The organism is Actinoalloteichus sp. GBA129-24, from assembly GCF_001941645.1.
In the GTDB taxonomy this organism is placed as follows: Bacteria; Actinomycetota; Actinomycetes; order Mycobacteriales; family Pseudonocardiaceae; genus Actinoalloteichus_A; species Actinoalloteichus_A fjordicus.
In genome coordinates, this window is the sequence record NZ_CP016077.1 from 3,910,408 (window position 1) to 3,932,745 (window position 22,338).

20 protein-coding genes are annotated in these 22,338 nt (G+C 67.9%); 9 read left to right on the plus strand and 11 right to left on the minus strand.

Features of this window, described 5'->3' with window-relative positions; genetic code table 11:
• Nucleotides 1–84 precede the first annotated feature (84 nt).
• On the minus strand, nt 85–777 hold the full coding sequence (locus UA75_RS17130; RefSeq protein WP_075741097.1) for a TetR/AcrR family transcriptional regulator: 693 nt from the start codon (nt 775–777) through the stop codon (nt 85–87).
• Between the two features lie 121 nt (nt 778–898).
• Here UA75_RS17130 and UA75_RS17135 point away from each other — a divergent pair, with 121 nt between their 5' ends.
• The 4 genes from UA75_RS17135 to UA75_RS17150 are packed head-to-tail and all read left to right on the plus strand — an operon-like array spanning nt 899 to nt 5,575.
• Nucleotides 899–2,413 carry an ABC transporter substrate-binding protein gene (locus UA75_RS17135; protein WP_075741098.1) on the plus strand — a complete coding sequence of 505 codons (1,515 nt, stop codon included), beginning with the start codon at nt 899–901 and terminating at the stop codon, nt 2,411–2,413.
• Nucleotides 2,410–3,381 (plus strand): ABC transporter permease, encoded by a 972-nt coding sequence (locus UA75_RS17140; RefSeq protein ID WP_198042743.1) that lies wholly within the window; start codon nt 2,410–2,412, stop codon nt 3,379–3,381. Before UA75_RS17135 ends, UA75_RS17140 begins: the two co-directional genes overlap by 4 nt.
• Entirely contained in the window at nt 3,378–4,190 is an 813-nt protein-coding gene (locus tag UA75_RS17145; RefSeq protein ID WP_083690754.1) for an ABC transporter permease, read from the plus strand. The genes UA75_RS17140 and UA75_RS17145 overlap by 4 nt, the downstream gene beginning before the upstream one ends.
• A complete protein-coding gene (locus UA75_RS17150; RefSeq protein WP_075741101.1) occupies nt 4,187–5,575 on the plus strand; it encodes an ABC transporter ATP-binding protein in 1,389 nt (462 codons plus the stop codon). Before UA75_RS17145 ends, UA75_RS17150 begins: the two co-directional genes overlap by 4 nt.
• Before the next feature lie 39 nt (nt 5,576–5,614).
• Here UA75_RS17150 and UA75_RS17155 read toward each other — a convergent pair whose 3' ends face one another.
• Genes UA75_RS17155 through UA75_RS17165 form a run of 3 tightly spaced genes read right to left on the minus strand, consistent with a single transcriptional unit; the run spans nt 5,615 to nt 7,921 of the window.
• Nucleotides 5,615–6,349 (minus strand): ABC transporter permease, encoded by a 735-nt coding sequence (locus tag UA75_RS17155; RefSeq protein WP_075741102.1) that lies wholly within the window; start codon nt 6,347–6,349, stop codon nt 5,615–5,617.
• Nucleotide 6,350: 1 nt separating this feature from the next.
• Nucleotides 6,351–7,061, minus strand: coding sequence for a fluoroquinolone transporter permease (locus UA75_RS17160; protein ID WP_075741103.1), 711 nt, complete (start codon nt 7,059–7,061; stop codon nt 6,351–6,353).
• Complete coding sequence (locus UA75_RS17165) at nt 7,058–7,921, minus strand: ABC transporter ATP-binding protein (protein ID WP_075741104.1); 864 nt, start codon at nt 7,919–7,921, stop codon at nt 7,058–7,060. Before UA75_RS17165 ends, UA75_RS17160 begins: the two co-directional genes overlap by 4 nt.
• 79 nt (nt 7,922–8,000) lie before the next feature.
• Here UA75_RS17165 and UA75_RS17170 point away from each other — a divergent pair, with 79 nt between their 5' ends.
• On the plus strand, nt 8,001–8,468 hold the full coding sequence (locus UA75_RS17170) for a GbsR/MarR family transcriptional regulator (RefSeq protein WP_075741105.1): 468 nt from the start codon (nt 8,001–8,003) through the stop codon (nt 8,466–8,468).
• A 302-nt stretch (nt 8,469–8,770) separates the two neighbouring features.
• Here the strand turns inward: UA75_RS17170 and UA75_RS17175 are convergent, their stop codons facing one another.
• Nucleotides 8,771–11,080 (minus strand): thiamine ABC transporter permease, encoded by a 2,310-nt coding sequence (locus UA75_RS17175; protein ID WP_075741106.1) that lies wholly within the window; start codon nt 11,078–11,080, stop codon nt 8,771–8,773.
• Nucleotides 11,081–11,159: 79 nt separating this feature from the next.
• Here UA75_RS17175 and UA75_RS17180 point away from each other — a divergent pair, with 79 nt between their 5' ends.
• The gene (locus UA75_RS17180; RefSeq protein ID WP_075741107.1) at nt 11,160–12,149 is read left to right on the plus strand and encodes a helix-turn-helix transcriptional regulator; all 990 of its coding nucleotides are present in this window, start codon (nt 11,160–11,162) and stop codon (nt 12,147–12,149) included.
• 394 nt (nt 12,150–12,543) lie between these two features.
• Here UA75_RS17180 and UA75_RS17185 read toward each other — a convergent pair whose 3' ends face one another.
• The 6 genes from UA75_RS17185 to UA75_RS17210 form a co-directional block, all read right to left on the minus strand.
• Complete coding sequence (locus UA75_RS17185; protein ID WP_318533254.1) at nt 12,544–14,025, minus strand: MFS transporter; 1,482 nt, start codon at nt 14,023–14,025, stop codon at nt 12,544–12,546.
• Between the two features lie 475 nt (nt 14,026–14,500).
• Nucleotides 14,501–14,785 carry an HPr family phosphocarrier protein gene (locus UA75_RS17190; protein WP_075743903.1) on the minus strand — a complete coding sequence of 95 codons (285 nt, stop codon included), beginning with the start codon at nt 14,783–14,785 and terminating at the stop codon, nt 14,501–14,503.
• A 137-nt stretch (nt 14,786–14,922) separates the two neighbouring features.
• Entirely contained in the window at nt 14,923–16,377 is a 1,455-nt protein-coding gene (locus UA75_RS17195; RefSeq protein ID WP_075741109.1) for a PTS fructose transporter subunit IIC, read from the minus strand.
• Complete coding sequence (locus tag UA75_RS17200; protein WP_075741110.1) at nt 16,374–16,826, minus strand: PTS sugar transporter subunit IIA; 453 nt, start codon at nt 16,824–16,826, stop codon at nt 16,374–16,376. Before UA75_RS17200 ends, UA75_RS17195 begins: the two co-directional genes overlap by 4 nt.
• The gene (pfkB, locus tag UA75_RS17205; protein ID WP_075741111.1) at nt 16,823–17,767 is read right to left on the minus strand and encodes a 1-phosphofructokinase; all 945 of its coding nucleotides are present in this window, start codon (nt 17,765–17,767) and stop codon (nt 16,823–16,825) included. Before pfkB ends, UA75_RS17200 begins: the two co-directional genes overlap by 4 nt.
• On the minus strand, nt 17,764–18,525 hold the full coding sequence (locus tag UA75_RS17210) for a DeoR/GlpR family DNA-binding transcription regulator (RefSeq protein ID WP_075741112.1): 762 nt from the start codon (nt 18,523–18,525) through the stop codon (nt 17,764–17,766). Before UA75_RS17210 ends, pfkB begins: the two co-directional genes overlap by 4 nt.
• Nucleotides 18,526–19,066: 541 nt before the next feature.
• Between UA75_RS17210 and UA75_RS17215 the strand changes: the two genes are divergently transcribed.
• Genes UA75_RS17215 through UA75_RS17225 form a run of 3 tightly spaced genes read left to right on the plus strand, consistent with a single transcriptional unit; the run spans nt 19,067 to nt 21,968 of the window.
• Nucleotides 19,067–20,143, plus strand: a complete 1,077-nt coding sequence (locus UA75_RS17215; RefSeq protein WP_232237290.1) for a FecCD family ABC transporter permease — start codon at nt 19,067–19,069, stop codon at nt 20,141–20,143.
• A complete protein-coding gene (locus UA75_RS17220; RefSeq protein WP_083683273.1) occupies nt 20,140–20,976 on the plus strand; it encodes a heme ABC transporter ATP-binding protein in 837 nt (278 codons plus the stop codon). Before UA75_RS17215 ends, UA75_RS17220 begins: the two co-directional genes overlap by 4 nt.
• On the plus strand, nt 20,973–21,968 hold the full coding sequence (locus UA75_RS17225) for an ABC transporter substrate-binding protein (protein ID WP_075741113.1): 996 nt from the start codon (nt 20,973–20,975) through the stop codon (nt 21,966–21,968). The genes UA75_RS17220 and UA75_RS17225 overlap by 4 nt, the downstream gene beginning before the upstream one ends.
• Nucleotides 21,969–22,338 lie beyond the last annotated feature (370 nt).

The following is a 22,338-nucleotide window of genomic DNA, read 5'->3' on the forward strand; positions in this document are numbered from 1 at the left end:
TTTGAGATCAACGCTCCCCGCTGAAGCACACCACGTCGCTCACGGCCTCCGCCAGAGCAGTCGTGAAAGCTGGAGCGTGGAAGGTCACCTGTGTTCAGCCGGTGCTGATCCGTTCTCCGGTGTCTCGGCTGCCTCCTCCGCGCGGCGCAGACAGCCTGCAAGCACGGCGTCCAGGCCGCTTTCGAAGATGGTGTCCATGCTGAGGGTGAAGAAGCGGCTGCCGATCCGCGAGGCCGCCGGATACCGCGCGGTGTCGAGGGAGGACAGTCCGGACACGAACGCCCGTGCTCTGCTCGGGACGGCCTGCCGCGCGCGGGCGTCTGCCGCGTCTTCGACGCTGACGCGGGAGAAGACCCAGCTCATGATCATGGCGCAGGCACGGGCCGTCGCCTCGTCGTCGAATCCGGCCTTCAGCATGCTGCTCGCCAGGTCGTCGAGCAGCCGGTAGGCCTGCTCACCGGCAGGCCCGTTCGCCGTCAACCAGGCGGCCAGACCAGGAAATCGGCGAAGTCCGCTCCGCTGCGCGCGAGCCCATTCACGCGCGTTGCGATGCCAGGGCGCAGCGGGATCGAGGCGTGGCCGGATGAGCTTCCCTGCCTCGTCGGCCACGATCCGGTTGAGGCTTTCTCGGTTCTCGACATAGCGGTAGATCGCCATGGGCGTCACCGAGAGTCGCTCCGCCAGCACGCGCATGGACATCGCGGCGAAGCCACCCTCGGCCGCGATGTCGAGCGCCGCCCCGACGACAGCCTCGCGGTCCAGGCCGACAGCAGGCATGTGGCTCACCCCTCAATTGACAATCATTTTCGCCTACACCTAGTCTACGGCGTATAGTACGCGCGGTCGGGCTCTTCCCGAGCCCGTCGTGCCGCGCGCCGAACAGGTAAGGGCACCTCTCGTGGTTGAACTCGATCGTCGTCGCTTCCTCGGCTTGGGCGCCTTCACGGCCGCCGTCGTCGCCGCAGGTCTCACTGGGTGCGGCACCGCCGCAACCCCCGCGCAGAACATCGGGCGCTTACGCGCGGCGTTCGCAGGCGGCGGCGCGGGCGAGACGCTGAACTACCTGGTCGGGCCCACCGCGCTGGACTTCGTCCGTGCCCGGCTCGTCCACGCCGCGCTCGGCATGATCGACGTCAGCCAGCCCGACGGTGTGCGGTACGGCGCGCTCGAGTCCATCGACGTCAGCGATGATCTGACGACCTACACGCTGCACGTGCGCCCGGGCATCGCCTTCACCGACGGCTCGCCGCTGACCGCCGAGGACATCCTCTATTCACTCCGGGCTCCCGCGCTGCTCCAAGGGCTGCCGTTCACCCAGATCGTCGGCCGTGACTTCGACCTCGACAACGCCGTGATCGATGACGAGCACACCCTGACGCTGCCCACGCTGCGCCCCATCGCGGATGGTCGTCTACTGCTGTGCCAGAGCATGTTGGCGATCAAGGCGGGCACGACGGAGTTCACGAACACCACTGTCTCCTGCGGCCCGTTCGTCATCTCGGCATTCCAGGCAGGGCAGGAGACTCTGCTGACCCGCAATCCCGACTACTTCGGCGCGGCCATCGGCGACGAACCGACGCTGGACGAGATCCAACTGCTGTCCATCGCCGACGACAACGCCAGGGTCGCCGCGCTCACCGGGGGACAGGCCGACTTCATCAGCGGCATCACTCCCGCGCTCGCGCAGAACCTCGACGGCGCCGACGGCGTCGTCGTGACGAACGGCGAGCTGCCCTACGCCTCCTGTCTGCGGTTCGTGATGAACCCGAGCTTCGAGCCGTTCGCCGACGTCCGGGTGCGGCAGGCGTTCAAGCTCGCCGTCGACCGACAGTCGATCATCGACAACGTCTACTACGGTCGGGCGTACCTCGGTAATGACATTCCGGCGCTCGGCTTCCCGACCTACCACTCGGCGCTCGAACAGCGTGCCTACGATCCGGACACGGCACGGGACCTGCTGGAACAGGCAGGCCAGAGTGGTATGAGCGTCGAATTGACCGTCGGCCCCGAGCTGCCCGGAATGGTCGAGACCGCGACGCTGATCGTCGAGAATCTCCAGGCGATCGGGGTCGACGCCACCCTCGCCGAGCTTCCAGCAGGACAGCTCTTCGCCGATTACGAGGCCTACACCGCCCTTCCCTTCGCCGCCGGGTACAACCCGCCTGCGCTGTTCGAGCCGAACCACACCCCCGGGGTGCTCCCCGAGGCCGACGCCCTGGTGGTCACCGCGCGCGGCGGCCTGACGGAGGACGAGCGACTGGACGCGTCGCATCAGGCACAACAGCTGCTGTGGGAGAACGGGAACCAGATCGGGCCGGTCTTCGTCCCCGGTATCGACGCCGCCGTGGACGCGGTGAGCGGGGTCCGAGATCAACAGTTCCCCGACTTGACGAATGCCCGCCTGGCAGAATGAGTCACGCCCGAGGTATGCCGGGATTCATCGGCTCCCGGCTCTGCATCGCGGTCGTCACGCTGGGAATCCTCTCGGTCGTCGTGTTCTGGGCGACCGAGGTCCTTCCCGGCGACGCCGTCGGCGTGCTGTCGGGAAGCGACGCGACCGAGGCCGAGCGTGCTGCCGTGCGCGAGGCGCTCGGCCTCGACCGGCCGGCTCCTGAGCGTTACCTGGACTGGGTCGGCGGCGCCCTGCGCGGTGATCTCGGCGTCTCCATGGTCTCCGGCAGACCGGTGGACGAGATCCTCGTCCCGAGACTGCTGAACACGCTCGTGCTCGTGGTCATCGCCATAGTGGTGATCGCCGCCGTGTCGGTGACGATCGGACTCCTCTCCGGTATGCGGGCGGGCGGCCCGCTTGATCGCGTTCTCAGCTCGGCCACGATGGGTTTGATCGCCACGCCCGACTTCCTGCTCGCCACCCTGCTCCTCACCGTGTTCGCCACGATGCTGGGTCTGTTCCCCGCCGTGTCGCTCGTCCCGCTCGGCGACTCCGCCTGGCAACACGCCGAACTGCTCGTCCTGCCCACTGCGGCGTTGGTGCTCGGCGGTCTCGGCGGCACCACACGGCTCGTCCGATCCAGCGTGATCAGCGTCGTACGCAGTCCCTACATCGAGAATGCCCGGCTTAACGGCGCACGCGGCCTACACCTGGCACTCGCTCATGTCCTGCCCAATGCACTCGGCCCCGGAGTGCAGGCACTCGCGATCATGGCGGCCGGGCTGCTCGGCGGCGGGATAGTCGTCGAGACACTGTTCAACTACCCCGGCATCGGATTCGAACTCACGCAGGCGGTGGGCACCCGCGACGTGCCCGTCGTCGCGGGGCTGAGTCTGGCGCTGAGTACCTGCACGCTGATGATCCTGCTGCTGGGCGATCTGGCCGCTCGCCTGCTCGGCGGGCGGGCCTCCCGAGGTGCGACCCGATGAAGATCATCCGCCGTGGCATCGCTGTCTTGCTGTTCGCGGTGCTGTTGTTCGGTCTCGTCGGACCGTTCCTTCCGTTCGGCTCCACTACCGCCGTACAGGAGTCCCCGTTCGCTTCGGCATCGGTCGCCCACCCGTTGGGGACCGACTTCCTCGGCCGCGACACGCTCGCTCGGGTCGCGGCGGGCGGACAGACAGTGATCATTCAGGCGCTCATCGCCACCGTCGCCGTGAGCATCGTCGGCATCCTGCTCGGCGCGGCGACGGGAATGACCACCCGGCGTTGGGGAGCCGTGCCCCTGCGGATTCTCGACGGGCTCTCCGCGCTACCGCCCCTCTTCATCCTCGTGCTGCTCGCTTCAGGTGCTCCCGGCAACGATCTTCTGGTGGTGGCCGCGATCGCGACCGTCACCACGCCCTTCTCCGTCCGCGTCATCCGCGAGGCGACTCGTCAGGTCTGCGGCACCGCTTTCGCCAGGACCGCCTGGGCAAGAGGGGACAGCGTCTTCCGACGCCTCCGCTACGACGTCCTGCCGGGAATCACCGAGGCCGTATGGGCCGATGCCGGAGTTCGATTCGTCGCGGCCGTCCAGCTTGCGGCGACAGCAGGTTTCCTCGGGCTCACCGCGGGCGCACCCGCAGCGAACTGGGGCCGCATGGTCCGAGAGAACGCCGTGGGCGTGGGGGTCAATCCGCTGCCCGTCCTCGTGCCCGCCGCTCTGATCATCGCGCTGGCACTCGGCTTCACTCTCCTCACCGATCGCCTCTCCGCCCGTACGGGCGCCGACATCAGTGAAGCGGCGGTCGCATGAACATCGTGACGCTCGACGGACTCAGCGTCCATGCGGGTGGACGCGCCATCGTCGACTCCGTGTCCCTGACGATCGATCGTGCGGAGATCGTCGGCTTGGGCGGGGCGTCAGGAGCGGGGAAGACGACGCTGCTGCACACCATGATCGGCCGACTCGGTCCCGGACTGCGGCAGACCGCAGGCGTCGTCGAGGTATGCGGAGAGGATCCGTTCAGTCCCGAAGGTCGACGGCGGCTGCGCGGCGCCGATGTCACCTACCTCCCCCAGGATGCGGCAGGCTCGCTCAACCCGGCTCACCGAGTGCACTGGCACCTAGACCAGATGCTGCGCCGCAGCAACCGGACACTGTCCCGGACGCACCGCGCCGAGGAGATCGTCCGAATCCTCGACTCGGTGCGGCTGCCGCCACGGCTGCTCCGCGCCTATCCGGCCGAGCTCTCCGGCGGGCAGGCGCAACGGGTCGCGCTGGCCGCTGCGCTGCTCCCTCGGCCGAGTCTTCTCCTGCTCGACGAGCCCACCAGCAACGTCAGCGCGGCGGCTGCGCGCGAACTCGCAACTGTGATCAGCCAGGCGGTCGACCCGATGTCGATCGGCGTCGTCAGCCACGACCAGGACTTCCTGGCCGGACTCGCGCATCGGATTCACCACGTCGCCGACGGTCGCATCGTCTCGGCGCCACGGCGACACCGAACGTACCCGGCGCGCTCACCAGGACGTCGCGATGCCGCTCCGGTCCTCGCCGCGACCGGCGTGACCATCTCCTACGGCCCTCGTGACGTCCTCGTCGACGGCTCCCTCGCCGTGGGCCCCGGCGAGTGCATCGCCGTTCGGGGCGAGTCGGGAGCGGGAAAGAGCAGCCTCGCGCGGTGCTTGGCAGGTGTTCAACTCCCTCGCTCCGGTGCACTGACTCTCCACGGGCAGCCCGTCCCCTGGCCCGTCGGATCCCGCCGAAATCTCGCTCGGATCGCGGTGTCCTACGTCGAACAGGATTCCCAGGCGGCGCTGGCGCCGTGGGAACGAGTCTCCCGAACGCTGGAACGGGCGCGGGCCGCCGCCCTCCGTAACGGACTGTCCCCAACGGAGGAATCAGCGCTGCTGGCTGCCGTAGGTCTGGCACCCGACATCGTCGAACGCACGCCCCGGCAGCTCAGCGGAGGTCAGCGCCAACGCGTCAACCTGATCAGGGCGCTCGTATGCAGGCCCGATGTACTGATCTGCGACGAGGTGACCGCCTCGCTCGACGAGGAGACCGAGACGCGGGTACTGGACGTCCTCGATGATCTCCGCGCCCGTCTCGGGTTGGCCGTCGTCCTGATCACGCACAGCGACCACGTCGCCGCCCGAGCATCCCGTTCCCTTCACCTCCTTGAAGCCCGACTGACGTGACCCGACGCCCGCCGCTGGACCCGACTCGTCAGGCCCGGCTCACCAGGCTGTGCGGGTGAACCGTCGATACAAGGGCCAGAGCACCACGGCGTGGTAGAGGACGCCGCCTGCGAGATAAGGCCACCAGGACGCACCGTCCCCTGCGGCGAGGAACGCCTGAGCAGGCCAGTAGGTGGGCACCACCCCGAACAGAATGCTCCAGGAGGAGTCGAGGAAGGGCGGCAGCAGCGGGAGCCCGGCGACCACGATGCCCAGTGCCCGCATGGCGGCGAGTCCTTCGACCTTGTTCCTGGCCGTCGACAGGATCGCGAGGGCGATCACCAGTGCCGACAGACCGGTGAGCACACCGATCGGGATGAGGGTCGGCAGCAGCGAGAACGAGAAGATGCCGCTGGCCGACACCGTGCCGAGCACGTAGACCAGGGTGATCCCGACGGCGGTCACCGATCGGTAGGCGATGTAGTCACCCATGGAGACGGGTGCGACCCGTATCGCGGTGAGCGTGCCCGCGTCCCGCTCGTCGAGCACCAGCAGCGCCGTGACGCCGCCGACCACGATCGGGCTCGTGAGCAGCAGGAAGCCGACGAGGATCAGCGGGTAGTACGGCGTCAGGTCGAACTGGTTGTTCTCCGCCAGCATCCGGGTCACCGGCGGAGTGCCGAAACGGACGGTGGCGATCCACACCAACGGTGCGAACACCATTCCGATCAGCAGTGCGTCGCGCCGCGAACTGCGGAAGTCGTTTCGGCCGAAGGCCGCGAATGCCCGTGTCATGTCACGCGCCTCCTGTCTTGGCGACGAGGTACCTGTCGAACAGGCGTCGAGCCAACAGCCACATGCCGGTGGCGAAGATCAGTGGGTAAGCCACGCCGTAGCCGATCTGCCAGCCGGTCAGTGCCGTCTGATCGAAGGCTGCCCCGAGGAAGAGCAGCGGGCCGTACGTCGGCACCAGGTGAAGCCACGGCGTCTCCCAGAGACCGGAGTAGCCGAGGACCGGCAGGTTGAAGACCGCGATCGGGACGACTGCGGGCATGAACCAGTCGCTGACCGACTGGAACGGCAGGACGGTGATGAAGCCGAGCAGCAGCATCAGCACGGTGCCCAGAGCCGCACCGAGGGTCAGCAGGGGCAGGTGATATCCCACGCCATGGGTCACCGTCGCGAGGAACACGGCTAACAGGACGGAGAGTCCGGTCAGCAGGATCACCTTGGACGCGAGGTACTCGTGAAACCGCAGCGGCGTGGTCACCACGGCATCCAGCGTCCGCTCCCCCTTCTCGAAGAAGACGGCCCCGGCGACGAAGAAGAATCCGACGATCAGCAGGTCGCCGAAGATCACGTACGGCTCCGCCGCCGACCGCAGGTCTGCGGGCATCGGCAGTAGGAGTGCCAGCCAGAGCACGCCGGAGAACACGGCGGCGTGCAGGAACTTGTAACGGCGCTGGAGGGTGATCTCCAGGCGCAGTGCCGTCCCCAGGCGGCTCACTTCAGGCTCCGACCGGTGGTCTCGACGAAGACGTCGTCGAGAGTGGCTTCGCCGCTGTGGATGGTCTCGATCCGCTCGGTACGGAGCAGGCTGTGGAACTCGTGATCATCGGCCAGCGAGTCGAGGGGGAAGTCCCGACCGATCAGGATCTGCGCCTCGTCGCGATACTCCACCCTCACCTGGCGCACGCTGCGCTGGACCTTGAGTTCCTTGGGCGAGTCGAGAGCCACGATCTTGCCGTCCACGACGAAGGCGACCCGGTCGCAGAGCTGGTCAGCGGTCGTCATGTCGTGCGTGGTCAGAAAGATCGTCTTTCCGCGAGCCTTCTCGCCGAGGACGATGTCCCGGACCCTGCGCGCGTTGACCGGGTCGAGTCCCGACGTCGGTTCGTCAAGGAACAGCAGGTCGGCATCGTGCAGGAGGGCCCGCACGAGCACGAGGCGCATCTGCATGCCCTTGGAGAACGTCGAGACCCTGGCGTCCGCCTCTGCCGCCAGACCCACCGCGTCGAGCAGTTCCATCGGATCACGAGTGGCTCTGCCGTAGAGCGAGGCGAAGAAGGTCAGGTTCTCCCGCGCGGTGAGCTTCTGGTAGTGGTTGGGCAGTTCGAAGGAGACGCCGACGCGCTGGTAGTAGTCCTGTCCCCAGGCAGCGGGTTCTCGGCCCCACACCGAGACCGAGCCGCCGTGTCCGGTCAACAGGCCGATCAGGATCTTCTGGGTCGTCGACTTTCCCGCGCCGCTGGGCCCGAGGAACCCGAAGATCTCACCGCCGTCGACGGCGAAGTCCATGCCCCGCACCGCTGGTTCGGCGGCGCCGGGGTAGCTGAAGGTGAGTCCGTCCACCTCGATCACAGTCATACGGAGACACTACCCAATCTTCGCACTTTTTCGAAGATTCCGAACAGATAGGATGTGCCGGACGCAGAAGGGAAGAGTGATGACCGATCTGATGGACGCCGCCGAGCGGCTCGCGTTGACGCTCACCGAGGGGGGCATGCAGCGGATGACGGCACGGGTCATGAGCGCGTTGCTGTTCGCCGAGCAGGAGACGGTCACCGCAGGCGAGCTGGCCGAGCGACTCAAGATCAGTCCGGGCACGGTGTCCACCGCCGTCAAGAACCTCGCCACCGTCGGACTCATCGAGCGGGTGCCGGCCCCCGGCAGCCGTCGAGAGCACTTCCGGTTCCGCGGCGATGCATGGACGACTCTGATGTCCAGCAAGAACACGACGCTCAAGGTCATGCAGGACGCAGCGCAGGAAGGCATCGACACGGCCGGTGAAGACAGTGTGGCAGGCCGTCGACTCGTCGAGATGCGCGACTTCTACGGCTACCTCATGGCTGAGCTTCCGCCGGTCATCGACCGCTGGACCGCCGCCAAGATCGAGCGCGCCCGGCTGGAGTGACGCAGGCCACCCGGAGTCGACGAGGGCTGGGGGCTGACCAGACGTCTGCTGCCGAGAAGCCCTGGCTCGAGGTCACCCCACCGTGGCGAAACGGAGCCGCGTGGCAGGCGTCCTGCTACTGGCAGCGAGATCAGCAGGAAGGTGATCGCCGACCGCGGCAGGAACGTGAAGCCCGTCCGCTGCCGGAGACGACTCGTCCTGCCGAGCTTCGACGTGGTACGGCGGGGGAAGAGGAGTGCACCACCGCCTCGTCCCACGACGACGACGTGTCCAAGGCACGCGGTCCGCAGTGATCGCGCCGGTCAGCTGCGCCCGCCGGGGCATTCGCCGCTGACTCGTTGCAGGTGTTCCCCGGTCAGCGACGGTCGGTGTGTGAGCAGTCCTGCGGGTGTTCCTTGGTAGACGATGGTGCCGCCTTGGTCGCCTGCACCTGGGCCGATGTCGATGACGTGGTCTGCGTGGGCGATGACACGCTGGTTGTGTTCGATCACGACGACGGTCGCCCCGCCATCGATGAGGCGGTCGAGCAGGGCCAGCAGCCTGTCGGTGTCGGAGCCGTGGAGGCCTGCGGTGGGTTCGTCGAGCACGATGCGAAGCCGAGCAGGATCGGTCGTGTCGGCGAGGTGCCTGGCGAGGAGAAGGCGTTGGCGTTCGCCTCCGGAGAGGGTGTCGGCCCCCTGCCCGATCGCAAGGTAGCCGAGGCCGACCTCCTCGAGCCAGCGCAGCCGCGGGACGACGTCGACCTCGGCCGCGAGTAGTTCGGCGGCCTGGGCGGCCTTCATGGTGAGGACATCGGCGATCGTGTGTCCGTCCAGCGTTGCGGCGAGGGCGGTCGGGTTGAAGCGGGTGCCGTTGCATGCCTCGCAGGTGCTGCGGACATCGTCGAGGAAGGCCAGGTCGGTGACGACGACGCCTTTTCCCTTGCACGCCGGGCAGGCCCCACGCGCGTTCGCGCTGAACCACGAGGGTGACGTCCCGTTCGCGGCGGCGAACGCCTGTCGGAGCGGTTCGGCGACGCCGAGCACCGTCGCCGGAGTAGATCTGATGCCGCCGCGCAGCGGTTCTTGGCCTATGACGGTGAACTCGGGATGCTGACGCGGCAACTCGGCAGCGGCCAGGGTGCTCTTCCCTGAACCGGCGACCCCGGACACGGCGGTGAGAACCCCCAGCGGCACGTCCACGGTGACATCCCGCAGGTTGTGTCCCGTGGCATTCGCCACGGTGACCGTCTGCGAGGCTTCACGAGGGCGGCGATTGATGCGGACCCGGCCGCGCAGTATCCGACCCGTTGCGGTGTCCGTCGCGCCGAGCATGCTGGGTGCACCCTCGAACTGCACACAGCCTCCGGCGGTTCCAGCGCCGGGTCCCAGGTCGATGACGTGATCGGCGGCAGCGATCACGTCCGGGTGATGCTCGACGACGAGGACGGTGTTGTGTGCGTCCCGCAACTGCACGAGCAGCGTCAGGAGCCGGTGCACGTCGTGCGGGTGCAGGCCGACGCTGGGCTCGTCGAAGACGAAGCAGACGTCGCTGAGCGCGCTCCCGAGATGGCGGACGATCTTTATCCGTTGTGCCTCGCCGCCAGAGAGCGTCGTCGACAAGCGACCGAGGCTGAGATATCCGAGGCCTACCGCATCCAACGCCTCCAGGCGTTCGCGGATCGCGACGAGGACAGGCTCGACACGCACGTCGCGGAGGGCCGCGACCACCTGGCGAAGCTCACTGACAGGCAGGTCCGACCAGTCCGCGATGGAGCGATCTTCGATCAGACTTGCTCGGGCGGCGGCGTTCAGGCGTGCTCCACCGCACTCGGGGCAGGTTGCGCGCATGACCACCCGCGCAAGCCCTTCTTGTTCGTCGTCGGTGAGACGAGACGGGGTCTTGCGGAGGTAGGCGTTGCGCAGCCTGGGAATCACTCCGTCGAACAGGCCCGACTTGGGGTACTCGGGACCAGGATCGGTCAGCGGCAGATTCTCGGCGTACAGCAGGAGGTGCAGATCGTCTGCGGAGATTTCCGAGAGTGCCTGGTCGGGGTCGACGAGCGCGGAATGAACCATACGCTTCCACCGGTAGGTTCCAGGCGCGAAGGTCGGAAAGCGGATCGCTCCCTCATTCAGACTCCGCGACCTGTCGAGTAGTGCGTCGAGGTCGATATCGTCGACCGTGCCGAGGCCTTCGCAGCGCGGACACATCCCGCTCGGGTCGTTGAACGAGTACGCGGGCGAGTACCCCGCGTTCGGGATGCCGATCCGGGAGAACAGCATGCGCAGCAGCGGAGCAACGTCACTCGCCGTGCCGACCGTGGAACGGGCGTTGCCAGTGAACCGGCGTTGATCCACCACCGTGGTGTGCATCAGCCCGTCAAGTCGATCGGCATCGGCATGTCCACGCTGCGGTAGGCGATTTCGCACGAACAACGGGTACGAGTCGGCGACCAGACGCTGCGCCTCGGCGGCGATCGTGCCGAACGCCAGCGACGACTTCCCCGACCCCGAGACCCCGGTGAACACAGTGATTCGATGCTTCGGCACGCGCACCGAGACTTCACGCAGGTTGTTCGTTCGCGCGCCCTCGACGGTGATCCACTCAGCTCTGTCCTCAACCTTGCCCATGCCTTCGGCCACCTGCTCACGCTACGATCAGATGCGGTCATATAATGACCACAACTCGCGGCACACGAGAGGTAGTGCGATGGGCTCGCCCCGAGAGCGGATGCTCCGACTGCTCTCGCTGTTGCAGAGCGGCCGACGCTGGACTGCCACCGACCTTGCGGCTGCACTCGAGTGCACGCCCCGCACCCTGCGCCGCGACATCGAGTACCTGCGGGAGCTGGGCTATCCCGTGACGAGCACGCGCGGTCCCGGTGGCAATTACCGGCTCGTCGCCGGCCGGGCACTGCCACCCCTCATGCTCGAAGACGACGAAGCGATCGCAACGGTCCTGGGGTTGAAGCTGGCAGTGGCCGGGGACGTCGGGATCGGCTTCGCCGCCGAAGCCGCACAGCGAGCCGAGGAGAAGCTCCGCCGCATCCTGCCGCCCAAGTTGCGGCGCACCACCGACGAACTGCTGGTCGCCGTGGAGTTCGCTGCCGCCGCGCATCCACTGCCAGCATCCACGCTGCTGACGACGATCGCGGAAGCGATCTCCGGACACCGCAGGCTCACCTTCACATACGAGAGTAGAAAAGGCAGCGCCGAGCGTCAGGTCGAACCGACTCGACTCCTCCGGATGCAGCAACGATGGTATCTGTTCGCCTGGGATCGGGGGCGTGCCGACTGGCGCACGTTTCGGCTGGACCGGATGACCGACAGCCCGGTCCCCGGCACCGGATTCATCCCGAGGCCGGTGCCCTCCGACGACCTCCTCGGATACACCCACGAGCACTTCCGTAGAACTCCGATGCACACCATCACGCTTACTCTCCAGACGAGTGCTCAGGACGCATCCGTGCGCCTGCATCGCATCGACGGTGTGCTCGAACCTCTCGCAAACGGCCGCTGCCGTTACACCGCCCATGTCGACTCTTACGAATGGCTCGCCCTCGTCCTGATCCTCACCGACATCGAGTTCACCATCGTAGGACCCGAGGAGTTCCGAGAATACATCGCAACACACGCGCAACGATGGACCCGCTCCGCTCGCCGAGATTCACGCCGTGACTCACCGCCCGCAGAAGATTGAGGACCACCCGGCCGCGCAGCGGAACGGCCCATTGGGTCGCCTCGGTCCACGCGCCAGCTTCCACCGGGAAGTCACCCCACCGCCGGGTCCTAGTCGATGAACTTGTCTACCGGTCGTCTCACCGGCTTCGGTGAACGAGTTGAACTCGGGAAACCCGTAGGCCAACTGCGGAGACATTCTTCGCCACCCTAGCCGTCCCGTGCCCGCGCGAAGCTCTGTTACCCGGCGGTTCGACCCGGAATCGGAGGCAGCCGTCCTCGATGACCGCGACCGCACCGTCGTGCGACGGCTTGATTCCGCAGCTGATCAGAGCACCTCGTCCCTCGTTTGATGACGACATATCTCGAGCCGTGGTGCGGAGCGGCATCGTCCGCGCGGCCGCGTATTCTCGCGCTCACTCGGCCGCCTCGTCCGGAGCGCTTACCAGGGCGCGATTGTTCAGCACGGGAGAGAAGACCAGCGCCACCAGGATGAGAAAGACCCCACCGGCGGCATACGAGACCTGGACGGTGAACACGCTGGCGAGAACGCCGCCGAGTAGCGCACCGACCGGCCCGCCGGTCATTACCACCAGTCTGCTCGACGAGAGCACCTTCCCCAAGAGTTCAGGAGGCACGATCTGCTGGCGCAATGTGCTCACGACGACTTTCTCTGCAGTCATCAACGCACCGGTCACCATCATCATCGCGGCCGCAACCCACGCATTGTCGACGAGTCCCAGAACCAGAACGGCCGCGCCGACTCCGGTTTTTCCGGTGAGCAGCACCGTGCCGGAGCCGAACCGCTTCCTGGCGGCCGCGGCCGCCAGTCCCCCGACCGTTGCGCCCACCGCAGTGGCCATCAGTAACAGACCGAACCCGAAATCCGGAAGTTCGAGGACCTCCTTGGCCAGCAGCGCGAGCATCGCGAACTGAGCGGTGGCGACGACGTTGCCAAGGCAGGACACCGTGGCCAGTGCCCGCAGGATCCGGTTCCCGAACAGCCACCGAATGCCCTCGACGATTTCGCTCCGCACGCTCTTGCGCGGAGCGTCGGACGTCGCCTTCGGCGTGCCATCCGTCCTGATCGAGAGGATCACGAGGCCGCTGGCGGCGAACGAGAGAGCGTTGCCCGCGAACGGCAGGAAGTTCCACACACCGAACAGGGCGGCGCCGAGCGGGGGGCCCACGAAGTCCTCACCGTTGCTCTCCGCCGCGGCAATCCGCCCGTTCGCCGTTGCCAGGTTCCGCGGGTCCCGCGACACGAAATCGGGAATGGCCGACTGGGCGGCGACGTCGAAGAAGACCTGGCCGATGCCCAGCAGGAACGCCGCGAGCACCAGCCACACCAGGTTCACCTGCGCAGTCAGGATGAGCACCGCGAGAGCGACCAGGACGGCGAACCGGCCCAGATCCGCCCACACCATCACCCGCCTGCGGTCCAGCCGGTCCACCACGACACCGGCGTGCAGCGAGACCAGCACCCAGGGAATCTCGGCGGCCACGACGACGAGGCTCAACGCCATCGGGCTGCTGCTGATCTGCAGGGCCAGCAGGGGCAACACGGCGGCGTGCATGCCGGTGCCGATGGCCGACACGAGCGTGGCACCGAAGAGCCGGTGGAAGCGACTGCCCAGTCTCACCTTGGCGTCGTCGGACTCCTTCCTGGGCACGTCGATAATTCCTCCGGCCAGACTTTCACAACAGAAGACTCCAGCGCTGATTACCGCTCTGAACCGTACCGTGTGAACACGCCCGAGACGATCCTTCCGATGCTCAGAACTAGTTCCACGTTCGTCATCTCCTCGTGCCCGCAGTCGATCGAGTAGGTCTCCACTCCGCCCTGGGCGAGACCAGCCCGCCACGGTCGCGGCCGCTCCGCAGCGCCCTGCGATCACGCCGTCTCGATGCTGACTAATTCTTCACTGAAGTTCCGTGACTCGTCGGCGTCGAGAAGCCGAACGCGGCGATCGGCCATCGGCGACAGTCTGGCCACGTTGTCCTCGAACAGATCGTCGGCTCGTAAATCCTGACCCCGGCCGAACGTACTTCCGGAAAAAGAGACGTCAGGGTGTACCATTCCGCCAGCGGCCCGGGCAGCCCAGACGCCTCTGTTGGCAGTTGGTCCGCGCAGCCTTCCGCAGAACCACGCCACCTGCGCAGTAGGTCAGCTACGTCGATATCGGCAGGGCTGATCATTACCTCATCATCACACTAACCCTGGCCCAGCCATCGACGCCGGAGTCCTAGCGCTGTTCTCAGGACCTGAATCCAACCACACGGTCTCGCACAAGATCTACCAGAAGTCCACTAACCGAGCGGGTTTCCTCGCCAGAAATCTACCCGCAGCGACCACCGAGTACACCCGTCCGCTCACCCGGCCACCGCTTCCCCGTCGAGATCGCGACCCACCAGAGACACCAGCGCATCGACCGCTGTCTGCTCGATCGCCGCGATCTCGACCTCGTCTCCCTGGTGCGCGCCCAGGGTCATCAGCCCGATGATGCTTGCGGCATCGACCGGCTCCCCCGCCACGCCGTCGACCACCTTCGCGATGGAGGTCGGGACTCCTTGTGCGGCAGCAGTCTTGGCCAGTAGTGCGGCAGGTCTGGCGTGCAGACCGGCGGCAGCTGCCACCCGGACACGTTGACGGTGCATCGTCTTCTCCATTCTCGGTTCGCCACTGCGAAAGCTGCGGGCCTGGTCACGCCAGGAGTCGCGGCTCGTGTCACGGCGAGGCGGCGGCTCTCGTCACGACGGGAGCCACCGCCTCGCCGCAACACGAGCCGCAGACCTCACCCCGCCACAGCCGAAGTCCCGACACCCGCACCCGAAGGCGCCCGCCCAATCTGCTTCGCCAGGATCACCGCCCCGGCCGACACCACCATCCCGATGACGATCGCCAGCAGATAGAGCAGCGGCCCGCCGACCAGCGGGAGTACGAACAGGCCGCCGTGCGGAGCCCGCAGCGTCGAACCGAAGGCCATCGACAGGGCTCCGGTGGTGGCGGAGCCGAGCATGATCGAGGGCAGCACCCGCAGTGGGTCCGCCGCCGCGAAGGGGATCACGCCCTCGGTGATGAAGGACGCTCCGAGCAGCCAGGCGGGTCGGGCGCTCTCCTGTTCGGACGGGCTGAACAGCTTGGCTCGCACGGTGACGGCCAGCGCCAGCGCCAGCGGCGGCACCATGCCTGCCGCCATCACCGCCGCCATCAACTCCAGGGCGGTCTCGCTGCCGGTGCTGAGTCCGCCGACGGCGAAGGTGTAGGCGGCCTTGTTCACCGGCCCGCCCGCGTCGAAGGCGATCATCGTTCCGACGACCAGGCCGAGTAAGGCCGCGTTCACCCCGGCCAGGCTGTTGAGCCAGTCGGTCAGGCCGACGGTGACCGAGGCGATCGGCCCGCCGAGCACCACGAACATCAGCGTGCCGACCACCGCCGAGCCCAGCAGCGGCAGTACCAGCACCGGCATCACGCCCGCGAGGGCGTGGGGCACCTTGATTCGGCGGAGCGCACCGACGACGGCGCCCGCGAGAAAGCCTGCGACCAGGCCGCCGAGGAAACCCGCCCCGACCACCACCGCGATCGCTCCGCCGACGAATCCGGGGGCGATCGCCGGTCGGTCGGCCATGGCGAAGGCGATGAAGCCTGCGAGGACGGGGACCAGGAAGTCGAAGGAGATGCTGCCGATCTGGTTCGCCAGCGCGGCCCAGCCTGCCAGGCTGCCTGCGTCGAACCGCTCGGTGACCGGGGGCGCCTCGGTGATGTCGTAGCCGCCGAGCGCGAAGCTCAGCGCGATCAGCAGGCCGCCTGCGGCTACGAACGGGATCACGTAGCTGACGCCGGTCATCAGCCACTGCCGTAGCCGGGTTCCGAAACCCGTCCCGGCGGGCTCGGCGGGGGGTCGTGGCGCGGGGTCCGGTTCCGCAGGCTCGGTGCTGGTCTGCTGCTCGGCCGCGGTCTTCGCCCGGTCGATCAAGCCTGCCGAACCGCTGACGGCCTGTCTCACCGTCGCCTCGACGAAGGGCTTGCCTGCGAAGCGCTCCCGGTCCTGGACGCCGACGTCGACGGCGAAGATCACCGCGTCGGCGGCCCGGATGTCCGCTATGGACAGCGGGGTGGATCCTGCGGAGCCCTGGGTCTCGACCTGGATCTGGTGTCCGGCGGCCTTGGCGGCCTGTTCCAGTGCCTCGGCGGCCATGTAGGTGTGCGCGATGCCCGTCGGGCACGCGGTGACGGCGACGAATCTCATGGCGTGACCTCCCCGCGCACGTAGGACGCGACCGCCTCGGGATCGACGGCGGTCAAGAGGGTCTGGGTGAACTCCGCACGCATCAGCCTGCGGGCCAGTGCGGCGAGCACTTTCAGGTGGTCGGCGTCGGCACCGTCGGGCGCGGCGATCAGGAAGACGAGCCGTGCGGGGCCGTCCTCGGCACCGAAGTCGACCCCGGCGGTGCTGCGGCCGAACGCCAGCGTCGGGGCGGTCACCGCCGTCGAACGGCAGTGCGGGATGCCGATGCCGCCCTCCAGGCCGGTGGGCATCTGCTGTTCGCGCGCCTCGACGTCGGCCAGGAACCTGTCGATGTCGGTGACCCTGCCTGCGGCGACGAGCCTGCTCGCCAGCGAGCGCACCACGGCGCGTCGTTCGGTGTCGACCAGTTCCAGGTCGACCAGATCCGAGGTGATCAGTGCGTCTGTCATAAGGCCGCTCCGTCGAGGCTCAGAGATGCATCTGCTTCCGACACGCGCACGTCGCCCGTGCGCAGATCCTTCGGGGCGGGCATCCGGGTGCCCGCCTGTTCGACCGCCGCCGTGCCGTAGGCGACGGCGGTGCGCAGCGCCGAGGGTCCTGCCGCACCTGCGAGCAGGAAGCCGGCCAGGGTTGCATCACCGGCGCCGACTGTGCTGCGCACCACGGAGGCGGTGCTGCTGGCGTGCCAGCTTCCGGTGTCCTCCACCAGTACCGCGCCGTGTTCGCCGAGGCTGACCAGCACCGTGCCCACTCCCGATGCGCGCAGTCGCCGGGCGGTGTCGAGGACGTCGCCGAGGTGGTGGAGCGGACGTCCGGCGAGTTCGGCGCACTCGGCCAGGTTGGGGGTGACCAGGTCCGGATCGGCCGCGCAGGCCGCTGCCAGCGGAGGTCCGGAGGCGTCGACCGCCACTCGGGCGCCCGAGCGACGCGCGGCGTGCACGAGTCGGGCGTGCAGATCGGCGGGGCAGCCCGGCGGCAGGCTGCCGCAGGCAACGAGCCAGTCCGCGCGCGCCCCGAGTTCGGCGGCCTTCGTCTCCAGGGCGGCGATCTCGGCCTCGGTCAGCTCCGGGCCGGGTTCGTTGAACTTGCTGGTGGTGCCGTCGGCATCCACCACGGCGAGGTTGCTGCGGGTGGCAGAGCGGATCGGCACCTCGACCACCGGAACCGCCTCGGGGGCGAGCAGTTCGGCCAGCCGGACGCCCTCCGCGCCGCCGGAGGGCAGCAGCGCCAGAGTGGACCGGCCGGCTGCGGCGAGGGCGCGGGCGACATTGACCCCCTTGCCACCCGGATCCAGTCGCACCCGCCGGGCCCGGTGCACCGCCCCGCGCACCAACTCGTCTACCAGGATCGTCCTGTCCAGGCTCGGATTGGGCGTCACAGTGACGATCACGCGAGGATCACCTCGCTCTCGGCCTCGTTCAGTGCCGCGACCGCCACCTCGTCGAGCCTGGTGTCGGTGACCACGACGTCGATGTCGGAGATCTCGGCGAACCGGCTGAACTGGTCGTCGCCGTATTTGCTGCTGTCGGCCAGCAGGATCCGCCTGCGGCAGGCCCGGATCATCGCCGCCTTCACCGCGGCTTCCACCGGGTCGGGGGTGGTGCAGCCGCGCTGCGGCGAGAAACCGTTGGCACCGAAGAAACCGACGTCGATGGTGAGACCGGCCAGGACGTCCAGCGCCCACGATTCCACCGCTGCGAGTGTGGTGCCCCGGATCCGCCCGCCGAGCATGAACAGCGTGCAGTGCGATCGGGGGGCGAGCTGATTGGCCACCGGCAGCGCGTTGGTCACCACGGTCAGCTCTCGGTCCGAGGGCAGTAGACCGGCCAGCCTGGTCGTGGTGGTTCCGGCGTCGAACAACAGCGTGCCGCGCTGCGGAAGTAGGGCGACGGCGGTGCGGGCAATGCGTTCCTTCTCCGCAGCATTGGTGGCATCGCGCTGAGAGACACCCGGCTCGAAGTCCAATCGCTCGACGGGAATCGCGCCGCCGTAGACGCGCCGAACCAGCCCTTGTCGTTCCAGCGCACCGAGGTCGCGGCGGATCGTCTCCGGTGCCACGGCCAGTTCGTCGGACGCGGCCATCACGTCGATACGCCCGTCCCGCCGGGCCCGCTGCATCAACAACTGCTGACGTTCCGCTCCGTACATGCCCGGTTAGCTCCGCTTCCTGTTTGTTGTTGCCTGATTCTGCCTTTTGTTGTCGCATTGTCAAGGGATTCGGCAACGTGGGGGTCCTGGTGGCCGATCCGGACTCCGGCAAGCGAACGGCATGTTCGCGGGCGTGGTCGTGACATGGCGGCAGCGTCCACCGCGGACGGCAGGCAAGGCCGCCTGATCAGCACGTCGACGGTGCTGTCGGATCCGCCTCGCATCTCGTCGTCATCGCGACGATCACCATGCCCAGCACGGGTTCCGGCAGTCGGTCCGGCGGTGGTGACGACGAACAAAGCTGCGACGCTCCGCCCGTCGATGAGTCCGTGTTCCGCGACGGCCGAAGGGCTGCGACCAGGCAGCCGGCCTGCACAGCGAGCCCGAATGATCACCGCGCGCACACGACATCCGGGGCAGGCAGGACCGAAATGCGGCGCAGCTCACGAACAGTTGACTGTCCCTGTCGCGGCAGGCTTCACTGTCGAATCAATTGACAACGATTTTCACTTCAATCAGTGCGGGAGTCTCGTCCCGCTAGGTGAGCCCGCTGGTGAACGCCTCGATCCCCGATTCTCTCGTGCCGCCGCGCAGGCGCGCGTCACGCGCCGTCCTCGTCCTCGGCTCGCTCGCGATGCTGTTGATCCTCGTCGTGATCGTGGCCGTGTCAGTCGGGCCGGTCCGGATCCCCTTCCTCGACACCATCGTCATCCTGCTCGACCAGGTCAGTCCCGAGTCGTCCGGAGGAAGCCGACATGAGCTCGTCGTCGAGACGATCCGGTTGCCGCGAGTCCTGGTCGCGCTGCTCGTCGGGATGGCGCTGGCGGTGGCGGGCACGATCATGCAGGCCCTGTTTCGCAATCCACTCGCCGATCCGGGGGTGACGGGAGTCTCCAGTGGCGCCGCTGCCGGATCGGTGCTGGTCCTGGCGGGCGGGGCCACGGCCGCAGGTCGCTGGGTCCTGCCCGCCGCTGCCTTCACGGGTGCCCTGGCCGCGCTGATCTTGGTACATATGGTCGCCGCGGTGCGCCGGGATCGGTCTGCGGCGACGCTGCTGCTGATCGGGATCGCGCTCAATGCGCTGCTCGGAGCAGTGATCAGCGCGGTGATCGCGAACGTACCCGACGACCGGGACGTACGCGGCATCGTGTTCTGGCTCAACGGTGACCTGGTGGCTCGCACCTGGGAGCACGTCGGGATGGCGGTGCTGCCGGTGGCCCTCGGGGTGGCGGCATCCCTCGTCTTCACCCGTGACCTCAACATGCTCCTGCTCGGCGAGGGAGCGGCCCAGGCCGCCGGTGTGGACGTCGTCCGAACCCGGCGTGTCCTGCTGACACTCGCGGCGGTGATCACCGGAGCCTCCGTGGCCGTGGCGGGCGCCATCGGCTTCGTCGGCCTGGTCGTGCCGCATCTCGTCCGCCTGGCGATCGGCCCGGATCACCGGCTGCTGCTGCCCGCCTCGGCACTGCTCGGCGGCTCCTTCCTGGTACTGGCCGACCTCGGCGCGCGGATGCTGTTCAGCCCGGTGATCCTCCAGACCGGCACGGTGACCGCACTGATCGGCGCCCCGGTGTTCCTGCTGCTGGTGCTGCGACGCAAGCGGAAGGCCACGCCGTGACCGACCTGGATCGAATCCGGACCGACGGGCCGCCCCGACTCGTCGCCGAGGGCGTCGGCGTAGTGATCGACGGGCGACCCGTGCTCACCGACGTCGAGCTGGCAGTCCGCCCCGGTGAGGTGCTGGCCCTGGTGGGCCCCAATGGTGCGGGCAAGAGCACCCTGTTGTCCGCGCTGGCGGGGCTACGACGACCTGACAGCGGCACGGTGCGGTTAGGCGAGAAACCGCTGCGGACGCTACGGCCCCGCACCGTGGCCAGAAGCCTCGCCCACGTGCCGCAGGACACCAGACTCGACTTTGATTTCACCGCCAGGCAGGTGGTCCTGATGGGACGACATCCGCATCTGGGCCGGTTCGCCCCGTTGCGGGCCGAAGACGAAGGCATCGCCGACCAGGCACTGCGCACGGCAGGAGCCGAGCGGTGGGCGGACCAGGAGGTCACCACCCTCTCCGGCGGCGAACGACAGCTCGTCCACATCGCCAAGGCACTGACTCAACAACCCGAGGTGCTGTTGCTCGACGAGCCGGTCGCCGCGCTGGATCTGCGCCATCAGCTCCACGTTCTCCAGCTGTTACGAAACCTCTCCACCGAGGGGACCGCGCTGGTCGTCGTCCTGCACGACCTGGACCAGGCAGCTCGCTTCTGCGACCGAGTGGCCCTGCTCCACGAGGGCCGCGTGCTCGCCGACGGCACACCGGAGCACGTGCTGACCGAGCAGAACATCGCACTCGCGTACCAGGTGCGCAGCGTCATCCGACGAGATCCCGACACCCGCTGCCTGCGGGTGATCCCACTGGACATCATCGACACGAGATCAGGAGACGACGCATGAGCGTCCCCAGACGAGTATCTTCCCTGGCAGGAGCGGTGCTGGTGGCGGTACTGCTGGCCGCAGGCTGCGGCACGACCCCGGCCGAGGCGCCGGAAACAGATCCCACCGCCGTTCAGTCGGGCTATCCGAAAGTGATCGACCAAGGGGGCGCCGAACCCGTGACCATCGAGGCCGAACCCCAGCGCATCGCCGCGTTGTCCCCGGACGTGGCCGAAGCTGCCTTGGAGCTGATCGGCCCGGAGCGACTCGTCGCCGTACCCAGGAACCTCAGCTCGCCGAGCCTCGGCAATCACGTCGAGGACGCCGCATCCGTGCCCGAACAGCTGGCACCAGGCAACGACCCCGATCCGGACCAGGTGCTCTCATACGAACCCGACCTCATCCTGCTCACCCCTCGCCATGAGGGCGAGCAGGACGCAGCGTCCGTGCTCGGGGGCACCGGCATCCCGGTGTTGGCGATGGAGCACTGGGACGACCTCGACGACATCGCCGCCAATCTGATGCTGCTCGGAGAAGCACTCGATGCCGAGGAACAGGCCGAGAGCCTCGTCGAGGAGATGAACCTCAGACGCGACGCCGTCGCCGATGCGGTCGCCGACCTGGATCGACCCTCGGTGCTGGCGCTGAGCAATCAGGCAGGCACCCCGTTCGTCATCGGCCCCGACGCCTTCACCTCCGCCCTCATCGAGCTCGGCGGCGGCGAATCGGCCGCCGAGGCCGCCGGAGTACGCGCCACCGGACCCGCCGACCCGGAGCTGATCGTCTCCGCGGAACCCGACGCCATCCTGCTCGTCGACGTCAAGGGCAGCGGCCGTGACTCCTTCGACGCCGTACTCGAGAACCCTGCCGTCGCCGACCTTCCCGCGATGACGGAGGACCGCGTGTTGATCCTGCCCGCCGCATCGGCGTTGGCCACCGGCATCACTCACACCCTCGACGGGCTGGAGGAGTTGGCAGGCTGGCTGCATCCCGATGCTCTCGACCACGACTAAGGGAACTGGCGAACCATGAAGAAGTCACAGCTGGCAGGCGCCGCCCTGCTCACCGGCCTCGCGATCGGGCTCGCCGGACCGGCCTGACCGCAGTAGACGGGCTGGACCGGCTCTGGTCGCTGCCTCCGGCGATCGAGGAAACCGGGACGCGCACCGCCTCCTCCCCTGCCGGTCACCAAACCACGGATCGTCCCGTCCGGCATGGGAGTCGGGTTCCGGATCGCGTCGTCGTAGGCAGTGGATCACCCGGTATCGTGACAGCCAGCGCTCACCGGCTCCCCTCCTGATCACGATCGCCTGCGGTCTCAGGATCGACGTCATAGGCGGCGAGGTGGGCGGGAAGACCGATGGACCGGCCCGCGTGTCTGCG